Source organism: Sediminitomix flava, assembly GCF_003149185.1.
Classification (GTDB): Bacteria; Bacteroidota; Bacteroidia; order Cytophagales; family Flammeovirgaceae; genus Sediminitomix; species Sediminitomix flava.
In genome coordinates, this window is the sequence record NZ_QGDO01000002.1 from 444,028 (window position 1) to 466,729 (window position 22,702).

General features: G+C 34.2%; 16 protein-coding genes. 4 read left to right on the forward strand and 12 right to left on the reverse strand.

Annotated elements, in window-relative coordinates; all coding sequences use genetic code 11:
• The 6 genes from BC781_RS09020 to BC781_RS25480 all read right to left on the reverse strand — a co-directional run bounded on the left by BC781_RS09020 (position 1) and on the right by BC781_RS25480 (position 11,055).
• Positions 1-642, reverse strand: coding sequence for a hypothetical protein (locus tag BC781_RS09020; protein ID WP_109616912.1), 642 nt, complete (start codon positions 640-642; stop codon positions 1-3).
• A 41-nt stretch (positions 643-683) separates the two neighbouring features.
• Complete coding sequence (locus BC781_RS09025; protein ID WP_109616913.1) at positions 684-7,856, reverse strand: choice-of-anchor Q domain-containing protein; 7,173 nt, start codon at positions 7,854-7,856, stop codon at positions 684-686.
• 255 nt (positions 7,857-8,111) lie between these two features.
• Positions 8,112-8,711, reverse strand: a complete 600-nt coding sequence (locus tag BC781_RS09030; protein ID WP_109616914.1) for a T9SS type A sorting domain-containing protein — start codon at positions 8,709-8,711, stop codon at positions 8,112-8,114.
• Between the two features lie 386 nt (positions 8,712-9,097).
• The gene (locus BC781_RS09035) at positions 9,098-9,988 is read right to left on the reverse strand and encodes a 1,4-dihydroxy-2-naphthoate polyprenyltransferase (protein ID WP_109616915.1); all 891 of its coding nucleotides are present in this window, start codon (positions 9,986-9,988) and stop codon (positions 9,098-9,100) included.
• Between the two features lie 103 nt (positions 9,989-10,091).
• Positions 10,092-10,751, reverse strand: a complete 660-nt coding sequence (locus BC781_RS09040) for a murein L,D-transpeptidase catalytic domain-containing protein (RefSeq protein WP_109616916.1) — start codon at positions 10,749-10,751, stop codon at positions 10,092-10,094.
• Between the two features lie 142 nt (positions 10,752-10,893).
• Entirely contained in the window at positions 10,894-11,055 is a 162-nt protein-coding gene (locus tag BC781_RS25480) for a hypothetical protein (protein ID WP_158281430.1), read from the reverse strand.
• 208 nt (positions 11,056-11,263) lie between these two features.
• Here BC781_RS25480 and BC781_RS09045 point away from each other — a divergent pair, with 208 nt between their 5' ends.
• Positions 11,264-11,728, forward strand: a complete 465-nt coding sequence (locus BC781_RS09045) for a GreA/GreB family elongation factor (protein ID WP_109616917.1) — start codon at positions 11,264-11,266, stop codon at positions 11,726-11,728.
• A 43-nt stretch (positions 11,729-11,771) separates the two neighbouring features.
• On the opposite strand, the gene BC781_RS09050 is transcribed toward BC781_RS09045, so the two are convergent.
• Positions 11,772-13,136 (reverse strand): S41 family peptidase, encoded by a 1,365-nt coding sequence (locus BC781_RS09050; RefSeq protein WP_109616918.1) that lies wholly within the window; start codon positions 13,134-13,136, stop codon positions 11,772-11,774.
• Positions 13,137-13,429: 293 nt separating this feature from the next.
• Between BC781_RS09050 and BC781_RS09055 the strand changes: the two genes are divergently transcribed.
• Positions 13,430-14,122 (forward strand): type 1 glutamine amidotransferase, encoded by a 693-nt coding sequence (locus BC781_RS09055; RefSeq protein WP_109616919.1) that lies wholly within the window; start codon positions 13,430-13,432, stop codon positions 14,120-14,122.
• Positions 14,123-14,211: 89 nt separating this feature from the next.
• On the opposite strand, the gene BC781_RS09060 is transcribed toward BC781_RS09055, so the two are convergent.
• Together BC781_RS09060 and BC781_RS09065 are read right to left on the reverse strand one after the other, a co-directional pair.
• Positions 14,212-14,688: a sporulation protein gene (locus BC781_RS09060; protein WP_109616920.1), complete on the reverse strand. Its 477-nt coding sequence runs from the start codon at positions 14,686-14,688 to the stop codon at positions 14,212-14,214.
• Between the two features lie 208 nt (positions 14,689-14,896).
• Complete coding sequence (locus BC781_RS09065; RefSeq protein ID WP_109616921.1) at positions 14,897-15,964, reverse strand: nucleoid-associated protein; 1,068 nt, start codon at positions 15,962-15,964, stop codon at positions 14,897-14,899.
• Positions 15,965-16,110: 146 nt separating this feature from the next.
• On the opposite strand from BC781_RS09065, the gene BC781_RS09070 reads away from it, so the two are divergent.
• Positions 16,111-18,495: a TonB-dependent receptor gene (locus BC781_RS09070; protein WP_109616922.1), complete on the forward strand. Its 2,385-nt coding sequence runs from the start codon at positions 16,111-16,113 to the stop codon at positions 18,493-18,495.
• A gap of 228 nt (positions 18,496-18,723) precedes the next feature.
• Positions 18,724-19,356 (forward strand): bifunctional nuclease family protein, encoded by a 633-nt coding sequence (locus BC781_RS09075; protein WP_109616923.1) that lies wholly within the window; start codon positions 18,724-18,726, stop codon positions 19,354-19,356.
• A gap of 133 nt (positions 19,357-19,489) precedes the next feature.
• Here BC781_RS09075 and gpmI read toward each other — a convergent pair whose 3' ends face one another.
• The 3 genes from gpmI to BC781_RS09090 form a co-directional block, all read right to left on the reverse strand.
• A complete protein-coding gene (gpmI, locus tag BC781_RS09080) occupies positions 19,490-20,998 on the reverse strand; it encodes a 2,3-bisphosphoglycerate-independent phosphoglycerate mutase (RefSeq protein ID WP_109616924.1) in 1,509 nt (502 codons plus the stop codon).
• Between the two features lie 223 nt (positions 20,999-21,221).
• Complete coding sequence (locus BC781_RS09085) at positions 21,222-21,968, reverse strand: hypothetical protein (protein WP_109616925.1); 747 nt, start codon at positions 21,966-21,968, stop codon at positions 21,222-21,224.
• A gap of 139 nt (positions 21,969-22,107) precedes the next feature.
• Complete coding sequence (locus BC781_RS09090; protein WP_158281431.1) at positions 22,108-22,695, reverse strand: outer membrane beta-barrel protein; 588 nt, start codon at positions 22,693-22,695, stop codon at positions 22,108-22,110.
• Positions 22,696-22,702: the final 7 nt, after the last annotated feature.

A 22,702-nucleotide genomic window follows, 5' to 3' on the forward strand; every position in this document is an offset into this window, starting at 1 on the left:
TTACAACGATTTCGATTTTAGGATACTAATTCTAGCTCCAATTTGAACTTGAGGCATAGCATACCACCCAAACGCATATCCTCCTTGCACAAATGCCCCGAAATTATTTGTAAATGTATAATCTAATCCTAAACCAGGATAAATACTCAGATTAATCACACTATCATCCTCTTCCAAGGATAACGGTTGAGTAATTTCTTCACCCTCTCTTGAAAACTCTGAAGTATTTGTAAAAAGGTAATTTATATTCAACTGAGCTTCACTAAACATATAAAACCTTAGTTTACTTCTAGGGTTGAAATATAGTTTAGGAGAAAAACCTATATCAATAGTGTGATACTCAGCTTTTTCTTTTTCGATAAAATCAAAACCACCTAACTGGTATTTATTTTCATAAGCCTTGGTCATTAGAGTTGATCTCACGATTGTTTCTAAAGACCATGAAGGATGATTATTATACTGAACTCCAATACTAAAACCACTAGCTACTTCATCTAAAGGAATATCTGTATTCCCCAACATCGATGAGTTTTGCATATGATTATAAGACACATTCAGTGAAAGTTTATTTTGGAATTGAGCTTGCACTTGAAAACAAGCCGTTATCATTAAAAAACTTAAGATTCCAATTACTTTTTTCATGATATCTGTAAAAAATTCTTGTTCTAAAATTAAAAAATGCTCTACTCAATAATCAGTCTAACATTTAAAGCCTCTGCTTCAGTAACAATAGACAGAATATACATTCCTTTTATTAAACCGTTAGTACTTACCTCGACCTTCGCATCACTAAAAGTACCAAAATCTCTTGCCACTCCTCCATTCAAGTCTAATAACCTTAAATGATATTCTCCCAATTCATCTTCTAATTCAAATGTAAATTTATCTTGAGTTGGGTTCGGGTAAATATCCACAGCTGTTTCAGCCCAACTTCCTCTTCTTGAAAGTGATGAACTACTGATAAACACAGGATTAGATGTAATTGAATAAGGAACTCCTTTTCCAGAATTTAAAATAGCTTCTACCACATAAATTCGTTCATTTATTTTAGGGCTCTCATCAATGAAAGAATCTAAAAAGTTGGCTGGCTTTGTCCCGATTTCTTTTAAGTCAGCATAAGTACTTCCTCGAAGAATTCGATAAAATTGGAGATGGTCGCTATTAAGTAGCTTAGCAAAGCTCAATACAATATTACCATTTACATCTTTATAGTAAGACAAGAAAATACTACGATTTTCATCGCTTATTTCAGATTCTAAACCACAATCATCAATTACCGAAATAGCATATGAATAGCCTTCATCACCAAATGGATCAGCATCTTGATCTATAAATTCAGAATTATCACTATGCGCTACACTTCCAATTTTTTCAAAAGCACCTAAACCTTTTTTCCTATAAATGTTGTAAGAAGCGATTCTTTGACCTTCCGGTTTACTCCAAAAGACTTTATTTTTATTTAGCTCTAAGTCGACTGTAACGCCTTCTAAAATTTGATCATTATATGTTGCGTATTTTTCAACTTTAAAATAGTCTATTCCACATTGATCATCTTTTGAAACTTGTACTTTGTAATCAGCAAATGTATGTGCTGTAATACTTTGAGAAGTACTCCAAAATTTCCAAACAGGATCCGTTTCAGTTTTGATATACCAAGAATAACTATCATAGCCACTTCCTGCATCTAAAGTAGTTTGAGGAGATTCATTTGCACAATAAATTGCAGCTCCTTGTACTGAAATTGCGAAATTTGGAATTGGATCAGCAACACCTACTTCATAAGTCTCTTCATAAGTACAATCTACTCTAGAATCAATAACAACTAACTTATATTGCCCCGGTGATAGGTCACTCAAATTAGAGTCGTAATACTTTACATTATTCTGATCTTCCCAATAAAAAGTAACACCACTAGGTATTGCACTTGTAATCCTTAAAGAACCAACACTCTGATCACAGGTTGCATTCTGAACATCTACCTCTACCCCTACAAAATCAGCATCTATATCAAATGAAGTCGTAAATGTACTATCCACCGCATCAGTGATCGATACATTATAAGTTCCAACTTCAAGATCAACTAATGTTGTATTAGAACTAGTAAAGCTATTAGGTCCTGTCACACTTACTACAAAAGGTGAAACACCATTATAAATAGAGATTTCAGCACTAAAAAGATCTTCTTCACTACATCCTTGAGGAGAAACACTAACCGTAGCAGCTAATTCTTGAACTGCTCCACCTAACTCATGCTCATAAGCTCCAATATCAGGATTTGTCCCCGCTGGCATTGGGCGAGAATTTCCTACCAAATCATATGGTGTCATATAATCAGTAGAGCCAGCTCCAATAGCAGGAGATTCTGGAGAAAGAGTGAAATCTCCGTTTTCTGGGTCTGTGAAGAGGGGATCTGAGTTTATGTTTGTTGAGCCGTAATCTCCATTTTGGTTTTCATACCAAGTATTTTCAAATATTGAGTATAATACGTTTGCAGCTGAAGGTGCGAATGATACGTCTTCTTCATGCCCAAAAATAATAGAATTAGAGATATGTGATTTATCTACGTTAAAGTTTACAGGAGAAAGATGGACAGCTCTTTGAAACTGGTTATTGGTAATTGTTGAATGTGTAATTTTTGAATCATTTAAAAAGTCCGCCCAGAAAAGAATATTCCTTTGAGTTGAAGAAGGTATATTTACATTATTACAGATTACTGAATTTTCTATGTTATAAAAGGTGTTTGTTAATCTGAAAATTGATTCATCACAAAAATTATTTTTAATAATTGTATTATGTAAATGAAAATTACTGTTTTCTAATTTAAATAGACTACTTTCATAAGAGTTCTCTGTAAGTAAATAATTATTATAAAATGTCACCCCATCAATATAAATATCACCGCCATAGACATTAAACAGAGTTTTAAAATTTGTGATACTTAAGGTCTTCATCTTTAATATTCTGTAATCAGAGTGACTTGATATCGATATTAAATCATTTTGACTATTACCATTTAAAATAGTATTCTCACTTCCAGAGATTATTAAATTGTTCAGTACATCTATTTTTTCAATATAAAATTCACCTGAACTTATAATAATTTCAGAACATTCATTAGTTATACTCATCTGAACAGCTTTCTCTAAAGAAGCGAATGGATGGTATTCACTCCCATCATTACTATCATTACCATCAGTAGCAACATAGATCTTAGGAACTGTACCATAAGCTACATAATCAATACTATCTTCTAATACTTGATCTCCGACTGAAGCTGTCAAGTAATATGTACCATCTTCAATATCACCAACCAAATTCTGTTCTGAAGAAGTAAAGCTATTTGGGCCTGTCCATGAGTAAGAAACGTTACCACTTGCATTTACTACTTCTGAAGAAATTACGATTGTATTATCATCTATATTACAATTAGCAAGTTGAGTTATTACAAGTCCTAATTTTGGACCACCTGATTCATGTTCATAAGCTCCAATATCTGGGTTTGTCCCTACTGGCATTGGACGAAGATTTCCCTCCAAGTCAAGAGGAATCATATAATCTAGAGAACCAGCTCCAATGGCGGGGGATTCAGCAGAAAGAGTAAAGTCTCCATTTTCGGTGTTTGCGAAGAAAGGGGATAAATAAGATAAACCTTTATCATCTGTTAACTTGTCACAACCAATACAATTTTTGATTATACTATTATTAACAACGAGTTCATCGGAAAATTCTTTAAAAGCAATATCAATACTAACTTCTGCCCCATATAGAATTGAGTTGAATACTTTAAAATTAGAGGTCGGTACTTGATCCAAGAATTGATGATCAAAATAAAGCTCTGTCTCAGCTAAAGGATTGTAAATAGTGCAATTAATAATTTCGGTTACCTCTTTTTCTCTTAGGGAAATAATTGTTTTATTCTCTGGGAATTCACGTTCAATAAAGCTATTATTTACAATTTTACAATTAATCAATCTAAACAATCCTTTACCTCCAGCCTCTATCAAAGGTGAAAACGAGTTATTTTCTTCAATAATTGTATTATGAAATGTAACATTTGATCTAAAAAACGAAAACAATCCAGAAACATTATATTCTGCATTAGATGGTACACAATTAGTCACCCTTACATTTTCAAATTGAATATTATTATAGTGAACTCTTACAACTGTCCCAAAGTATTTTACTGTAACACCCCTTATCAAATAACTATTACCTTTACTATTGTCGGAGTTAATTAAAAAAATATCTCCTAAATTTTGTGCATGAATTTCAACATTTCCGTTAGATGACAGTATAAAACTTTTATCAACCAATAGTGTCGAAGTCTCATAAACACCTTCACTAAGAATTATTTCAACACATTCATTTCCTTGTAATTCTAATGCTTTTTCTATTGATGCTAAAGGACTATCTTCACTCCCATCATTATTATCATCTCCATCAGTAGCCACATAAATTTTAGGTACAGTACCATATGCTACATAATCAATACTATCTTCTATTACTTGATCTCCAACTGAAGCAGTCAAGTAATATTCACCATCTTCTATATCACCAACCAAATTTTGTTCTGAAGAAGTGAAGTTATTTGGACCTGTCCATGAGTAAGAAACACTACCACTTGCGTTTACCACTTCTGAAGAAACTACGATTGTATTTTCATCAATATTACAATTGGCAGGTTGAGTGATTGTAAGCCCTAATTCTGGACCACCTGATTCATGCTCATAAGCTCCAATATCAGGATTTGTACCCGCTGGCATAGGACGAGGATTTCCAGCCAAATCATATGGTAGCATATATTCAGTAGATCCAGCTCCTATGGCTGGGGATACAGCAGAAAGGGTGAAATCTCCATTTTCGGGGTCTGTGAAGAGAGGGGAAGAAGAAAGATTGTGATTACCATAATCATCTAATATTGATGACAACTCAACACTACCAATCAGCGAATTATTGACCTCCATGAAATTTGATAACGCACTTATATCTACTTCATCCTCATTATAAATTATCGAATTACCTATAAATACTGATTCACCAGGGTTAGAGTATGAATGATATACTCCATTGTTAGTTGCCACGTTATTCTGTGTAATAGTGGTATGAATAATTTTTGACCCTAATTGTGGTACGGCGAAGTAAATGATACCTCCTTCATCTGATCTATTATTTGTAAATAAGCTATTATAAATTTGAGTTTTTGTATTTAAAGTAAAAAAAGTGTGACTTCTAGAGTTATTCTCAGTAAACTTGCTATTAGATATTGTTAGATTACCTCCTTGAATGTTGATTACATAATAGAAACAACACTCTGAACTACTGTATGAATAATAATTATCTAAAAATTCACAACTATCGATTAATATATTAGGGGTTGGGTCTGAAGTTGAGGAGTATAAAACTGTTGAAACATTTTTGATTGTTAAATTTTTTAAGGTGAGGCTCACATTTCCTACAGAAAACATATACCAATTTTCATTACCATCTAAAATCACTTCCCCAATTCCTGTAATGATTAAATTGTTAGATAGGTACATTTTACTTTCTAAATACACACCTTCATCAATAATTATTTCAGTACACTCATTTCCTTGAATTTCTAGTGCTTTTCCCAATGAAGCTAAAGGATTGTCTTCACTCCCATTATTATTATCATCACCATCAGTAGCAACATAAATTTTTGGTACAGTACCATACGCCACATAATCAATACTATTTTGAACTATAAGCTCCTCTAGAGTTACAGTTAGATTGTAAGTCCCATCTTCAATATTTCCCACTAAGTTTTGTTCTGAAGAAGTGAAATCGTTTGGTCCAGTCCATGAATAGCTTGGAGTACCTGAAGAATGAGAAACCTGAGTTGATATCACTTCGGTATCACTATCAATAGCACATAAAGCAGGTTGGATAAGAGTGACTTCTAGATAAGGTGTATCTTTAGCTAATAAATTTTCATAAGCTCCCATATCAGGACTTGTTCCTTCGGGAAGTGGACGAGTATTTCCTAAGATGTCAGAAGTAAGTGTTGAAGTACTACCAGCTTCCATCGCAGGGGAGTCTGAAAGCAGACTATAATCTCCTGTTGATGGAGATTTAAATTTTGGGTCTTCATTTATATTCCCTTCTCCTGGCCATAAATCATTAAAAACCTCTCTATCATAACCCAATATAGCATTTCCAATGATAGAGTTACTTACATAAAATTGTCCAAGTTTGTCAAGATGGAAGTCAATATTTAGAGTATCTGCATTGTCATCAATACTAAAGTTATCATAAACAATACAATTATTGATAGATACTTCACTGAATGGGTCTAAATAATATACCCCCCCTCCAAAAGGTCCGGGAGCAACAGATGTATTATGTGATATAGTAACATGTTCAAATGTACCTTCGATGTTTTCATTTAGATAGACACCTGCACCAAATCCATAACTGTCATTACTTGAAATTAATGTATTCTCTATGTTAAAGCTAGAGTTTTTAATAGTTATACCTCCTCCAAATTTATTATTTGAAATGATTGAGTTTTTTATATCAAGGTTGATACCGTCTATATATACCCCAGTACTATTATCAATTATTTTTAGATATTTCAATTCAACATTGTAAACACCAGAAGATGCAGAGTAAATATGTAATCCTATACCTCCTTCTCCTTGAGATTTCTTTGAATTTGATATTGTAATTTTTTCTAGATGAATATTAGCATCTCTTAGTTGAACGATACCATCTGATGTGTTGGATCCATCAATAACCACACTATCTCCTTCTCCCTGAATATGAATATCCTTATCGATATACAATTCTTCATAATACACACCATTTGCTACACTGATTTTTTCGGTTATATCATTGGCTAGACTAATAGCTGTAGTTATCGAGTTTATTGGATCGTCTTGTGTACCGACTCCGGAACCTGAACCTGATTTTGAAACGTAGATTATTGATGGTACTTCTGCAGGTTCATCCAATTCATTTTCAACAGCACCTATATCTGCAGAAACTGAACTATCATAAGTTCTTTCAGCTCCAAAAATATCTTTAGCGATACCTAAACTAAAATTTTGAGCTAGCCCTATTGCTGGTGAGAAACTCGAAAGACTAAATGTATCAGTAAGAAGTGGGTCTATGTAATGACTACTCGAGTAATTCGTATCTGTATTCTGAAGAATACAATTATTGAATTCACCTAAAATTGAAGTGGAAGTCCCATTATTATAAACTATAGAGTTATAAAATGTAAGGTTATTACTATCTAAACCATGATCTCCATTACTAGCTAACGTGCTATGTATAAATGATGGTGTACCCGTATTTGTTTCATACTTTACAGCTTGAGCGTTATCGGCTATGATACAGTTAAATACTTTTAAAGAGGAATTCCCTGCTCGTTTTATCGTTATAGCACCTTGTCCAAACTGTTTCATGACACAGTTTCCAATTTCTGGGCTAGCATCACCCTCTACTTCAAAGGCAACTCCTGTATCTTGACCACCTCCTTCTAGTGTAAAACCTATGAATTTAGCATCAGAGCTTTCATCCATATCAAAAGTCACTAAAGATTTATAAACATTTGAAGGCTTCAAAGTTGTTTCTAAAACGCCACTCTGAGACTCGATGGTTACATTTTTCCCCTTGTATTCAATATTTTCAGTGTAAGTTCCTGAGAGAACAATGATTTCATCTCCTGACGAGGAAACATCGATCGCAGTTTGAATACTAAATAACGCACTAGATTCTGTATCTCCAGCATTTGAATCGCTTCCTAGCGTGGAAACATACCAAGTTTGTTGTGCTTGTGAGTAAGTATTAATTGAGAATAAAAATACTGTTAGTATTAAAAAAAATCTCATAATTATTATTCTATAGCTAAGCTTATTTATCAAAAAAATAGATGTACAAATCTAAGGCTTTTTATACAGAATAATTAACAGTTGAGTGTTAAAACAAAAAGTTTGATAAAAAAATAACCTCCTATGTTACACTGCAACATGGAGGTTCCTTTCTTTGATTCGTTGTCGAATCTGCTCTGTTTCAATCATTGTTAGTTAAGTTCTATTCTTCACAATTTCATTTCCTAGTTCAAAGAATAGATACTTGGTCTGGATTTACAGATCCAAAGTATCTTCGTATTTCACTTTGTTGCCTGATAACTTCAAGTAGTACACACCACCATTCAAACGACTCAAGTCAAAACGCTTTTTGATTTCTGAAGCTTCGAAAGTATCTGCATATACTAGGTTACCATTTTCGTCAGTAAGCTCCAATGCCATTTCTTCATCATTTGAGTTATCGAACAATACATCTAGTTTTTTGTCGATCAAACGGAAGATAAATGGTTTGTCTTTCATCACCATCTTGTGACCTTTCATTACTGCTACTCTGTCATCATTGATGTTGAACATCTTGATTACTCTTCTGTCAGCAAATTCCATAGTAAATACATACTCTCCTGCTGGTAAATGTGAGAAGTTCAATACTTCGTTTGCTGATTTTACATCTACAATTGTTTTGTGTAGGTAAAGGTTACCAGCTTCGTCTGAGATGTAGTAGTCTACTTTCTCGCCTGATACGTTACTCAAACGTAGGAATGCTGCTTTGTGATCTGTTGACGCTTTAAAAGAATAAGATACTGGAGAACGATCTGACGCCATACTTACTGAAGCAAAGCTTACTAATGCGATTACTAATGCTAAAACTTTTTTCATGGTTTTAATTTTGTTGTGTTTCACAATTGATTACACCACAAAACAATAGTAAAATTTCAGCCTGTACAACAGCCAAACAGACACTTAATAATTAAGTGTCCGTTTGGTGTTTAAAAATAAAAAATAACCCAAATCAACACTTTTAGAATATTATTCCGAATCAATAATCACAAACCTCCATTTTATATCATTTTAAACTTTTGTGAAATAAGGTTTATACATAAAGTGTTTAGCCGACATCATTCCCTTACTTACAATAAGTGTAAATGTAGGATTTATATATTTTAACTTATTTTAACATTAAATCTATTGATTTGTATTTTAGGAAATAAAAAAGTCTCTTATGAACAGATTCATAAGAGACTTTAAAAGAGGTAATTTTAACTTCAGATCAGTCCACCGATTCCAAAAAGTAAGACAAAGACTAAAGTTGAAAGAGCCATCTGCTTTAAATATGGATCTAAATCTTTTGGAGAAGTATATTTTTGCACTGCAAATCCATTTTTTAATAATAATGGAGCAGAGGCTAAGAACAAAAATTGCCAAGGATTAGTGTAATTTTGCAAAACATAAACTGTTGTACAGATTAATCCACCTAATATTAGTACCCAATGATAGATTACAGCATTTTTTCTCCCGATTCTCACAGGAATAGATCTTTTCCCTGCAAGTTTATCAGACTCTATATCTCTTACATTATTCACATTCAAAACTGCAGTCGCAAAAAAGCCACAACTAAGAGCGGGTAAAACAAGATTGTATGAAAATGATTGAGCATGTAGGTAGTAAGTCCCTAAAACGCCTACTAAACCAAAAAAGATTAGAACAGATATATCACCTAATCCGGCATATCCATAAGGATTTGAACCTGCAGTATATGTAATTGCAGCTATAATACTCAAAATACCTAGACCTAGAAATAACCAAAGAGCCATTCCTGAACCAAGGCTTACCACCAAAAGGCTAATCCCTGAAACTAAAGATAGAATTGTAAAGATGATCATTGCCTTCTTCATAGCTGAAAGTGAAATCACACCCGTTTGTACCATTCTGGAAGGTCCTTCTCTTTCTTCGCTATCAGCCCCATGCACTGAATCACCATAATCATTGGCAAGATTTGAAAGGATTTGCAAAAAAATTGTCGTTAAAATACACAGCCCTAATACATCTCCTCTAAAACTACCTTGCTGTGCTGCCAAAAATGATCCCATACCTATACAAGATAAGGCCAAAGGTAAGGTCCTTAATCTGAAGGCTTGTAACCATGCTTTTATCATAATCACCTAAATTTCAATTTATCAATTTTTCAAAATTAAGGATTTGGATCTTATTCGGCTTTCAATTCTACATTTTTATTGAAAAAATAACATTTCGCATCATTCAATTTTCCACAACAATTGGCTTTCTCCCAATATTAGAAGTAGAATCTTCCAATTCATTGGAATGGATATAGATCAATGCACCTTCTTTTATTTTAGTGATAATTTCTTGTGCATCTCTTGGAGGTAGTGCAGGACAACCTTGACTTTCCCCTAGCCGTGGCAAACCCTCTTCCCAAAGGTTTTGATAAATAGATAAACTACTCGCATAATATGCAGGGTGAATAACAATATCTCTCTTTCTAGTATTTGTATTTCTTTCCCAAATTCCTTCCAATCTTAAACTCCTTCCATATTTGCCTTTATAAACTTCAGCAGTTTTTAAGGCTCCATCTACAGAACAATTAGATGCTGGAATATTTGAAATTTTTGGTGTAAAAATATTCCCTTTACTTCCGCCATGTCCGTGAGTAGTAAAGAATGACTCAACAGACTGCTTTTTTAAATCTATTAAATAGAACCTTCTTACAAAAGAAGGTTTCGTCAAGTCAATAGCCACAACGTAGTCGTGATTATCTAGTAAATGGGTATGATTTTCATATTCAGAAATAACTTGCTGGTAAAGCTCTTGATCAATAGTATTCTCATGAGTCCAGAATTTCCCGATAGATGAAGGTGACAATAAAGCAAAACTAAGTAATGAGTAGATAAAGTAGTCCATGATACAGCTTTTGTAACTTTAAGCTATCATACTTGTATCAAGAAAAAAAGTCAGTTTTTATATTGGCATTGCATCAGTATAGATTTCAAAATTATACTGATGTCCGAATAAAAATGACACTTCTTTAAAAGAAGTATCATTTTTAAAAGATTCCTCCATTTAGATAAACACCATGAACTCCCCATATCACTAATCCCATTCCAATAGCATACAGTGTATTCTGAAATCTTTTGATAGATTTCATTAATCTATTGCTTTGCTTCCAAATTTCTTCGTTCGACAGGTAATTTGTTTTATAATTCATAAGAAGTATGTTTGAGTTTTATTAGACAGGAAAACTTACGCAAGAAGTTCTTGTCTGTTGGAGTGATTAGCTATTATTGACAAGAAAAAAAGATTAATCAAGGCATATAAATATCCATTATTTAACAGCAAAATAATCAGAGCACTTTTATTGGATTTTAATTGACTTGATTCTTATTTTGAGAAAATAGATTAAAGAATTTGAGCATATGATGAATTACATCACACCTGAAGGTTTTGAAGCCCTAAACAAAGAGCTTGAAGACCTTTGGAAAGAAAGAGGAAGAGTAGTTGACGCTGTATCTGAAGCTGCTGCAATGGGAGACCGCTCTGAAAATGCCGAATATATTTACGGTAAAAAAAGACTTAGAGAATTAGATAGCAAAATCCGTTTTATTTCTAAAAGGATAAATACGGTTAAAATCGCTGATAATATAGTTAAAGATAAAGACGAAATTCTTTTTGGTGCTGTCGTAACTTTTAAAGATAAAGCTACAAATCATCAGTTAACTTTTCATTTGGTAGGTTCTGATGAAGCTGATATTAAAAATGGAAAGCTAAGTATCGATTCGCCAATCGGGAGTGCATTAGTAAATCTGAAGAAAGGAGATGAGACCGATGTTATGACTCCTGGAGGAAAAAAAACATATGTGATCGTTGATTTTCACTATTAAAAACTAATCCCCACTTCTTTTCAAAAAAGTGGGGATTATTATTTTATCTGATAAACTGTTGTTTTCTTTTAGGAAACTTCGCTGAAGCTACTTTGTAAGATTTCTCAGTTTGACGACGACTTACAGAGGCTGTTTGATAATCTAATATTACACCTCTATCATCTAAAGTCGGCCAATAATTATTTTCTAAATAGAAAAGAGAATAAGCGTAAAGACCAATTTCTTCATTCGTCAAGGCCACATTTACATAGTTAAACTGCTCAGCATTTAAATCTGGCATAAGTCCATCTTCATAGTCCGATACGCCATCTACATTAGCAACCTTAAATGTGATTGGGAAAAAGAAATACCCTTCTTCATTCAAGACAACAGAGCCCACATATTTTCCGTGAGACTGCCCTCCTACAATTTTAACATCATTCACATAAGGCTTCAAACCATTGATGAGCGCTTCACTTGCCGATGCTGAAAATTGTGTTGTGATAAAAACAATCGAGTTCACATTTAGAGCTGCAGCCAAGTCATTTCTGAAAGGAATTGTATCTTCGTTATTATCACTGTTATCATTTCCAACTAACTTCAAGAAGACATCCGATGAACCTGCTTTATCATAACACAAACTTCCAATTTGCTGACAGATATCTAAATATCCACCTCCATTGTATCGAAGGTCAATAATTAAATCAGTTACACCTTCATCTTTAAACTGCTGGAAAGCTTCATTTAAAGGCTCTTCTGAATTCTTTTCAAAAGATTCATAGAAAAAGTAACCCACCTTTTTTCCATTCGACAATTCTTTTACCGTAACCTCACCAACATAAGGTATATCTAATATCTCACATTCAAAAGTTGCTGTAAAAACCTCTCCTTCAATTGGCTCCAACTCTAAAGTAAAAGACTTACCAACCTCTGTAGTATATAACTCCGTGACATTACTTTCAGTAGGAGTAGCACCGTTTACTTTGAGAATTTTATCACCTCTTCTAACCCCTTGTTCATGAGCTTTACTTCCAGATGCTACAAGTACAACATAATAAGATGTGCCATCTCCACCAGGAAATACACCTGTACCAATATCATCAGGCAAGTCATCATCATTAGTTCTAGCAGCTGCATCTTCTGCTGAAGGGTCTTTCATAATGTATGTCCATCTATCTTTTTCTTTATAGATTAACTCGTTGACTAAATCTTCAGGTTCATAGTAGGTCAACTTTGGGGAAGAAGGTAATTCATCATACCACAAATAATCTTCACGCATATAATCATATACAAATTGATTTATAGCGCTAATTTCTTTTTCATCTTCCTCATTAGGTTTAGGTTGTTCGTCGTTATTGTCATCAATTGTTTCACAGGAAAATAAAAGGAAAAGCAAAAATGGTAAGTAAGCTAAATGTTGGATTCTCATACTAATTGAATTGATTGTTGAATTGGAGCTATCACGTAAAAATTCTTTACATATCTATAAAGAAGAAACATTGTGATTTGTACTCATTAATTGTAAAAGTGAATAGTTTCTAAACTCACTTTCATTGTTAGAAGTTTAAAAATTCAAAATTTAAATAAATAGTTGAACTATTTCTTCAAGCAAATATAACTAAATGAAAACCCACATTTTATATATTTAACTTTTTAAGAAAGACTACATTGGATTTTTTACTTCTACAAAGTCACTAATTATTGAGCTAACTGATACTTAAAATGAATAACAGACACTTTCATTATTTTCAACACGTTCCTTTTGAGGGTTTAGGATGTATTGAAGATTGGATTATCGATAAAGGATATAAATTAAGCTCAACTAATTTTTTTGAAAATGCTAAACTCCCAAATCTTGACGAGTTAGATTGCTTGATTGTGATGGGAGGGCCTATGGGTATTTATGACTATGGAAAATATCCTTGGCTAAAAGAAGAAAAAGAGTTTATCAAAGCAGCAATATCTGCAAATAAAAAAGTAATTGGAATTTGTTTAGGGGCACAATTAATTGCTGATGTATTAGGCGCTGAAGTTTATCCAAATCAAGAAAAAGAAATTGGTTGGTTAAATCTCTACAAAGAATCTGAACACCCAATTCTATCAGATTTTGATAAGGAGTTTACTGCTTTCCATTGGCATGGTGATACTTTCGATTTACCTAAAAATTCAAAGAGACTTTTTCATTCTACAGTCTGTAAGAATCAAGCATATTTATATAATGAAAAGGTCTTGGGGCTACAGTTTCACTTTGAAGCAACAGAAAGTTCTGTAGCTGAAATTGTAAAAAATTGTGCTGATGAACTCATTCCTGCTCCTTACGTTCAGAGTGCCGAATCTATTCTAGTAGAGAAAAGGTATTTCCAAGCCAATAATGAGCGAATGTTTAAGTTATTAGACTATCTCGATCAAATATAAATTATGTAAAAAAAGGCATCTAACTTTAGCTAGGTGCCTTTTAGTCTAGTTAAGACTGTGTTTCAAGTATAAAAGATTGTGGAACTCTATTAGAAAATATCAAAAGGAACCCAGCCTGAATCTGGATCATTTCCTGCGGCATCTAATCCTGCAAAAAGAGCATATTCGTGCCAAGCAAATTTACCTTTGTAAGTTCCATTCAAATCTTCAGGAATAACAAGCTGTACATTCCACTCATAGACTTGTTGTGCCTCTAATGTCATTGGTCCTTCTACCATCAGCTTATCTTCATAGGTGGTAGTTCGTAGATGAATGATCTCTCTTTCTATTTCAGTTTCTCCTTCTTCATATTCAATTTCAACTCCTTCTCCTTCTACTCTCTCTTCAGCTCGAAGTTTCAGATATACTTTATCAATGGCTAAATCAACATCTTTAACCTGAGCTTTAATTGTAATATTAAAAGGCTTACCTAATTCCAATTCATTTTCATGGAAGAGAACCACAACTTCTGCAGCCCCACCTGTGACCATATTTTTGACTTGTTTTACTTTATCCCAAAATCCCATAGCTAATGTAGTTAAATAAAAAGTTGGTTAAAATTAGTATGCTAAGCTATTCGCTCATTTATAGAGATATATTAGTTTTTTCTACACTTAAATACAAGTTTATCAAGGATTTTAGCAGAAGGAAAATTATACTAAAAATGAAAAAAGCTACTTCTATTTCCCTAAAATGAGAACTAAAAGTAGCTTATAATATGAACAGTGTTATACTCTATTCTTCTTCGTTGTAATAAACTATGTAATAGCTCATACCTTTTTCGTCATCAAAACCTTTTTCGATGTGTTCTTCATTCCCTGCCACATTTATTTGGATTTTCTTATCCAGTTTAATCACAGACTTAAAGTCTTTTCTTGATTTCTTCACTGCAGTAGAACTGATCTTGAATTCATCAAAGACAGGAACCTCATTTTTTTCTTTATACTGATCTTTGTATTCTTGGAAAGCATCAATTACCTCAGGCTCTTCCATTACAGAGTTTTCAAACTCTACAATATTGAAATCTTCATTTTCAGTAAAAAATTTCATTGAACGATTCAACATATCCATTTGCTGAGGACGCTCTACATTATGTTCTTCATTGAAAACATCCTCTACAAACTCCTTACAGATGTTTAGGTAGTTTTGAGTATGGAAAAAACTATCTTCTCTCTTTTTCAATCTCAAGAAGCTTTCTTTCCAATATTGTGCCTCTACATTTTTAGAAGGACTATCTTTCAGACAGATTTTAAAACCTTTTTCTTCTTCAAAATTAAAGATCAAACAGCCTTTATCAAGTTTCTTTACATTTGCCCCTTCATCTTGAACAATGGCCCACGCTCCTGTCTTCTGATCTTTAACTTTCAGAAACTTCTCTTTATTTTCTGTCTTAAATAAACCGATCGCATTTACCACTTCTCCATCTACAATACAATCTTCTAGGTAAGCCACATAAAACTCACCGCCTTTGATATTTGGATGTGTTGAAGTATTGTAAAGATGCTTTGCAATCTCACGAGATTGTGGCATAAATTGCTCAAATGGATCATTGAAAAGTCTTCTTGAAAAACCGAACATTTCATTCAAGTTCAAGTCCTCAGACTCATCTGTAAAGTGATAATATCCTCCTTCTCGGAATGGTTTCAAGAAATAAGCCATCAGACTTTTGTGTAGTGGACTGTTTTCTTCAACTTCCAATTCAAAGTCTGACAACTCTAAATCTTCTTCCTGTATTTTGTTTCCTACTTTATGAAGAGCAAGATGTTTGAGCTTTACGCTACCAAAGTCTAATGCTTTTGTCATATTCCTTTTTGATTTAAACTTCGCGAAAATAGCCAATCCCTAAGGCTTAGTACAAATTGTAGTATTGTTTTTATGAGGAACATTTAAATCAATGCCTTTATTCCCTTTCAGAATTTATTAGATTTGTACAAACTTCACATTTGTTTATGAGGATTTTTCGATATCTATTTTTTCCCATTTTATTTTTCGGCTTACAAGCTAGTGCTATAGCCCAATTTGCAGTAATTGAAGGTTATATAACCGATACTACAAATCAGGCTATTCCGTATGTAAATATTTCAGTAGAAGGAACCTCAAGAGGAACACAATCTACCGACAAAGGTTTTTATCAACTTCGTGTGCCTGCTGAAGTTGAGATTACTGTTATTTTTTCGCACACTAACTTTAAGCCCACAAAAAAAAGTCTGACCCTTGAAAAAAAGCAAAGGCAAAATCTCTCTGTTAGGCTTTTACCTGAGGTCAAACTTCTTGAAGAAGTTGAAGTAAACTCTGCATTAGATCAAACAAGAGATCAAGCTGGAAGTCTTACTCTTGATGGAGAAGATATAAAAAAAGTACCTACTGCTTTTATGGACTTCAACCAACAATTAGTCACAGGAGGATTGGGAGTAACTTCAAATAATGAATTATCATCTAGCTATCGGGTAAGAGGTGGAAATTTTGATGAGAATTTGGTTTACGTAAATGACATTCAGGTTTACAGGCCTTTCTTAGTCAGATCGGGACAGCAAGAAGGCTTAAGCTTTGTCAATCCAGATATGGTTGATCACGTAAATTTCTCCGCTGGTGGCTGGCAAAGTAAATACGGAGATAAACTTTCTTCTAACCTTGATATCACCTATAAAACACCTAAGGAATTTAGCGCTGTGGCTGTTTTGAGCCTTCTGAACAATAGCCTTGAGCTAGAAGGCAGTACAAAAAACAACCGTATTTCATATATGATAGGATTCAGAAATAAAAACTCTGAATATCTTCTCAATACACTGGATACACAAGGAGAATACCTTCCTAGATACATTGATGTACAATCTTTTGTAAACTTCAAACTAGGTAAAAAAGGGGATGAAAATCGCACAACACTTAGTGTTCTAAGTTCATTTGCACAAAATAGATATAAAACTGCACCTCAAACTCGAACTACGGAATTTGGAACCTTGAATTCCGCAATGAAATTTACGGTAGCTTTCGACGGGACTGAGCAATTGAACTATGACACTTTTCAAGGCGGATTAAAACTACAACATCACTTTTCTGATAACTTCACCACGAAAGTCATTACCTCTGGGATGACTACAAAAGAAAGGGAATACATAGATCTAGAAAGTTTCTATCGTATCTCTGATGTGCAAACAGACTTAAGCTCTGGTGAAGAAAAAGAAACAGTTTTAGGTATTGGAACAGAATATGCATATGCTCGAAATCAACTAAATGCCTATATTCTTACTTCTGAAATTAGGAATGAATGGCAAATTACAGATCAGTTAATCTCTGAATTCGGTGTACGCTATGATCATGAAAATATAGATGACAAGATCAATGAATATGCTTTCATAGATTCTGCAGGATATGTCACTGAATATAAAGACGTCATCAATGCAAAAAATCAAGTCAAAAGCGATCGCTTGAGTGCTTATTACCAACACTCTCACTTTTGGGACAAACATCAACTCATTTATGGCCTCAGAATGAATTACTGGAATTACTCTAACGAAACTGTTTGGAGCCCAAGGGTTCAGTATTCCTTCAAACCTGAATGGGAAAAGGATATTGTTTGGAGAGCTTCAACAGGTATTTACCACCAACCTGCATTTTATAGAGAAATGCGATACCCTGATGGTTCTTTAAATGAAAATATCAAAGCTCAATCTTCAGCCCACGCAATTCTTGGTTTTGATTATAATTTCACTCAATGGGGACGTCCTTTCAAGTTAATTGTTGAAAGTTACTATAAATATTTATGGAACTTGATTCCTTATGAAGTAGATAATGTTCGCCTCAAATATCAGGGTGAAAATAATGCTATCGGTCACATTCTGGGAACAGACATTCGTGTAAGTGGTGAGTTTATTCCTGGTGCAGAATCATGGTTAGGATTAAGTATTCTCACCGCAAGAGAAAAAATAGAAGGTGTAGATAAAGGTTGGGTCAGAAGACCATCAGATCAAAGAATTACATTCAATATGTTTTTCCAAGATCATTTACCTAATAACCCTACAATAAGAATGTATCTGAGGGCTATGTATGGTTCTGGTTTACCTTATGGTATACCTGGCGACATTGAAAATCGGAATGCTTACTCAGCCAATACAGACTATCAACGTGTTGATATTGGATTCTCCAAAATATTTGAATTCAAAGAAAGTGATGCTTTCATGGAGTCTATTTGGGTAGGAGTTGAAGTTTTAAACCTTCTTGGGTCAAACAATAATCTATCTTTTACTTGGGTTGATACCATTGATGGCTTTCAAGTTGCAGTTCCAAACAGTTTATCTCAACGTTTTTACAACTTAAAAATGATTTTGAGGTATTAAATTAAAAGGTTTTACTAAATTGAACTTGAAGTGATTTAAGTTAGCTAATCTGTATTCTATTTCTAACTCATCTATTTTGATTTAAAAAAGCTCATAGTTAGTGCTTTTATGGAATAATGATAAGATAATCATGAATTTCTAAGCGCTTTCTTTCAGCTCAAGTTAGAATGGTTCGGAATTTAGCTTTTTATACTTACTTTTGTAGGAGGAATTAAAGCGGTAGTTACATTGGACAAGGTAAAACTTAAGATTCTAGGATTATCTCCGAGTCATACACAGTCTGGCTCCTTTGCATTGGTATTAGGAGAAACGGAAGGCAACAGAAGACTCCCTATCATTATAGGTATGTTTGAAGCTCAAGCAATAGCTCTAGAGATGGAGCAAATTGTGGCAAACCGACCGATGACACATGACTTATTCAAGGCGTTTGCCCTAGAATTCAACATTCATATAGAAGAAATCATTATTTCGAACCTCAAAGAAGGGGTTTTTTATGCTACAATTCGTTGCGCAGACGAAAATGGCAAAGTAACAGAAATGGATGCTAGACCTTCTGATGCTGTGGCATTAGCTGTTCGATTTAAAGCACCGATCTTTGCTGCTGAAACAGTTCTTAAAGAAGCTGGTATCAGATTAGATGAGTTAGAAGAAGAGGAAGAGGTTGACGACCTTACTGAAGAGATAGAATCTGAACCAACTGTTGAAGCTTACCAAGAATCTGCTCCGATTCAAGAATTTTCTAAAGAGGACTTGAAGAAACTTCCTACTGAGCAACTTCGTCAGATGATGGAGAAAGCCATCGAAAAAGAAGACTACGAAAGGGCTGCTACAATCAGAGATGAATTAAGTAAAAGAGGATAACTTATTAAAAGTGTTATTCTTTTAGCCTTTATTATAAAGAACAAAAAAATCGGTGCTGAATATTTACAGCACCGATTTTGTTTTTTAGAGCCTATTAGCTCCATATATTTGATTTTTCAGAAGTTCGATTCAATTAGATCAAACACTCTCCTGTCATTTCTTCTGGCTGATCTACTCCAACTACTTTCAAGATTGTAGGAGCCATATCACCTAACTTACCATCTTTGATCTCTCCATCAAAATCAGGATCAACAAAGATACATGGTACCAAGTTCGTTGTATGAGCTGTGTTTGGAGATCCGTCAGGATTCTTCATCATATCTGAGTTACCGTGGTCAGCAATCACGAATGTAGAATATCCATTATCCAAACCTGTCTCGATAACTGCTTTTGCACAAGCGTCAACAGTTTCACATGCTTTGATAGCTGCTTCAAACACACCTGTGTGGCCTACCATATCTGGGTTTGCGAAGTTCAAACATACAAAGTCCGCTTCACCTTTTTGTAACTCAGGAATGATTGCATCACGAATATCTTCAGCACTCATTTCCGGTTTTAGATCATAAGTAGCCACTTTTGGAGATGGACAAAGCAAACGCTTTTCACCTTCAAACTCCTCTTCACGTCCTCCTGAGAAGAAGAATGTAACGTGAGGGTATTTCTCAGTTTCAGCAATACGGATTTGTTTTTTACCAGCTGCTTCCAATACCTCTCCAAGAGTTTTAGTGATATTTTCTTTCTCGAAAAGAACACCTACATTCTTGAACTTATCATCATATTTAGTCATTGTGATGTATTTTACATCCAATGCTTTCATATCTTGCTCTGGGTAATCAATTTGCGTTAGCGCTTGAGAAATCTCACGACCACGGTCAGTACGGAAGTTGAAGCAGATTACTACATCGCCTTCTTCAATTTTACCATCTACACCTTCGATTACCATTGGCTTGATGAATTCGTCAGTTACGCCTTCGTCATAAGAAGCTTGGATACCAGCAGCTGCATCTGCAACAACAGTACCTTCAGCTTTTACCATCACATCATAAGCCAACTTCACACGCTCCCAACGGTTATCACGGTCCATTGAGTAGTAACGACCAATCAATGTAGCCAATTTACCTGTTGTATTCGCGATGTGCGCATTCAAGTCTTCGATGAATCCTTTACCTGACATAGGGTCACAATCACGACCGTCAGTGAAAGCATGTACGAAAACATCTTCAACACCAGCATCATTTGCTGCTGTCAGAAGACCTTTCAAGTGATTGATGTGAGAGTGAACACCACCATCAGAAACAAGTCCCATGAAGTGAACCTTCTTACCATTAGCTTTCGCATAGTCAAATGCTTCTACTAATTTGTCAATCTTTGCAATTGATCCATCCTCAACAGCTTTGTTGATACGAACCAACATTTGGTATACCACACGACCTGCACCCAAGTTCATGTGACCTACCTCAGAGTTACCCATTTGTCCTTCAGGAAGACCTACCGCTAGGCCTGATGCCTCAAGTTCAGAGTTTTTATATTTTTTGTAAAGAGAATCAATAAAAGGAGTGTTCGCTGCGTCGATAGCTGAAACGGATTTGTCAGTTGCATGACCCCACCCGTCAAGGATCATCAGAATAGCTTTTTTATTCATCTTTATGTTTGTCTTAGAAGTATGCTCTAATTCACGTTTTAATCAGACACAATAGAATGTCTCTATTTCGGGCGTAAAATTAGCTGTGAAAGATGGCTTATTAAATGACTAATATCACAGAATTTTGTAAGCCTTCCTTAGTGAAACGACTGGACTGATAATCAGAGTTCACTGAGTTCTAGAAGACTCTTAAAAAATCAAAATAGATGAATAATTTCATCCACTATTCATATAAAAGAGATTCCTCTAGTCCTTCGATATGAAGTATGGTTTTATCGGAGTCATTTTTGAGAGCAGAAATATCAATAGTATAGGTCTTTGAAATAACTGCAAAACAAGCTTCTGTATTTGTTAAGCTGACTTTGAAATACCGCTGTACAGGATAAGATTCTGCGATTACCTCTGAGTCAATCAAAGCTACTTCCCAAGAATTTCCATCACAGCCGCTTGAATGTAGCGTAAATGAAAGAGAGTCACCTTCAATGACAGCATCTTCAATTTCGTATCCTTCTGTATATGTTGATTCGTAACAATATTGATTACTGATCAAATGTCCTTTTTCACTTCCGCTACACATTTCCCATAAATCATTATTATAGATAATTTCAGCTTTACCTTCTACACATTCAACACCCAAAGGATAAGTATAATATACAAATTGACAAATTTGAACTCCCTCATACTTAGCATTATAAGATATCTCTTTGTTTGTGTACAATTCAACAAGCATTAAGAAGCTTACAGTGTCAATCGAACTTGCATAAGGGATATACCCCTTCGGTCCTCCACATAGGGACTCACCAAATGAGGTGAACCTCCAATCATCTGCATTTTCACAAGGAACACTTTCAGAGAGTTCGACAATTTGTGCATATAGCTTTTCCAAATCAGCCTTATCTTCTAATTGACTACTTTCATCACAAGCGAATAAGAGAAGTAATAGAGGTAGAAAATAGCATAGTCTTTTCATGAGAAATATGGTTTAGTTTTCAGAATAAAAAATCGTTTACACTCATTAAGACAGTACTTTAGAAGCGATGGTTGTAACGTGAATCTATTTTTTGAGAATAAAAAATCAGAACCATATTTTTCGGTGGAATCTAATCTTGTTAGAACGTATATCCAATGCCAAAATTAAACCCTCTTTCCATCAAGTGTTCTTGATGATTTGTTTTTGCTTGAGGAAAAATAGAATGAGCTCTTACAAATCCTTCTGCAAAAGCAAAAATCTTCCATATCTGGTATTTTGTTCCCAAATGTCCGCCAAAGCCAATTCCTGTTTGATCGTCTAAACCTCTATCCGAAGATCCATTAAATTCAAAGTCGAATAAAGCTCCAGCTCCCATGTAAAAATATTTATTGAATGAATAATCTAAGTAGACAGGTATAGAATAAAGAATCACTTCTATATCATATGAAGGTCGATCTTCTCCTGTAAAAGCTGGCGTTATTTCTAAAATATGTTCTCCATAATTCAATCCACTCCTCAAAGCGAATTTCTTCCCTAAAAATAGATGATAGTTTACACCAAACAATTTTGCAGACTTACCATCAGTACTTGCAGCACCATCTAATGCTTCAAAATACCTTACAGTACTCTTAACAGGTGAAAAACTAAATGATAATCCTTGACGGTCTTGTGAAGAAGCTAAGTGAGACATTAAAAATAGTATCAGAAAGTAAAAAAGTTTTTTCATGAGTTTC

Excerpts from the sequence above, each read along its gene's own strand:
- BC781_RS09020 (WP_109616912.1), bottom strand. The coding sequence starts at position 642 with ATGAAAAAAGTAATTGGAATCTTAAGTTTTTTAATGATAACGGCTTGT.
- BC781_RS09025 (WP_109616913.1), bottom strand. The coding sequence starts at position 7,856 with ATGAGATTTTTTTTAATACTAACAGTATTTTTATTCTCAATTAATACT.
- BC781_RS09030 (WP_109616914.1), bottom strand. The coding sequence starts at position 8,711 with ATGAAAAAAGTTTTAGCATTAGTAATCGCATTAGTAAGCTTTGCTTCA.
- BC781_RS09035 (WP_109616915.1), bottom strand. The coding sequence starts at position 9,988 with ATGATAAAAGCATGGTTACAAGCCTTCAGATTAAGGACCTTACCTTTG.
- BC781_RS09040 (WP_109616916.1), bottom strand. The coding sequence starts at position 10,751 with ATGGACTACTTTATCTACTCATTACTTAGTTTTGCTTTATTGTCACCT.
- BC781_RS25480 (WP_158281430.1), bottom strand. The coding sequence starts at position 11,055 with ATGAATTATAAAACAAATTACCTGTCGAACGAAGAAATTTGGAAGCAA.
- BC781_RS09045 (WP_109616917.1), top strand. The coding sequence starts at position 11,264 with ATGATGAATTACATCACACCTGAAGGTTTTGAAGCCCTAAACAAAGAG.
- BC781_RS09050 (WP_109616918.1), bottom strand. The coding sequence starts at position 13,136 with ATGAGAATCCAACATTTAGCTTACTTACCATTTTTGCTTTTCCTTTTA.
- BC781_RS09055 (WP_109616919.1), top strand. The coding sequence starts at position 13,430 with ATGAATAACAGACACTTTCATTATTTTCAACACGTTCCTTTTGAGGGT.
- BC781_RS09060 (WP_109616920.1), bottom strand. The coding sequence starts at position 14,688 with ATGGGATTTTGGGATAAAGTAAAACAAGTCAAAAATATGGTCACAGGT.
- BC781_RS09065 (WP_109616921.1), bottom strand. The coding sequence starts at position 15,964 with ATGACAAAAGCATTAGACTTTGGTAGCGTAAAGCTCAAACATCTTGCT.
- BC781_RS09070 (WP_109616922.1), top strand. The coding sequence starts at position 16,111 with ATGAGGATTTTTCGATATCTATTTTTTCCCATTTTATTTTTCGGCTTA.
- gpmI (WP_109616924.1), bottom strand. The coding sequence starts at position 20,998 with ATGAATAAAAAAGCTATTCTGATGATCCTTGACGGGTGGGGTCATGCA.
- BC781_RS09085 (WP_109616925.1), bottom strand. The coding sequence starts at position 21,968 with ATGAAAAGACTATGCTATTTTCTACCTCTATTACTTCTCTTATTCGCT.
- BC781_RS09090 (WP_158281431.1), bottom strand. The coding sequence starts at position 22,695 with ATGAAAAAACTTTTTTACTTTCTGATACTATTTTTAATGTCTCACTTA.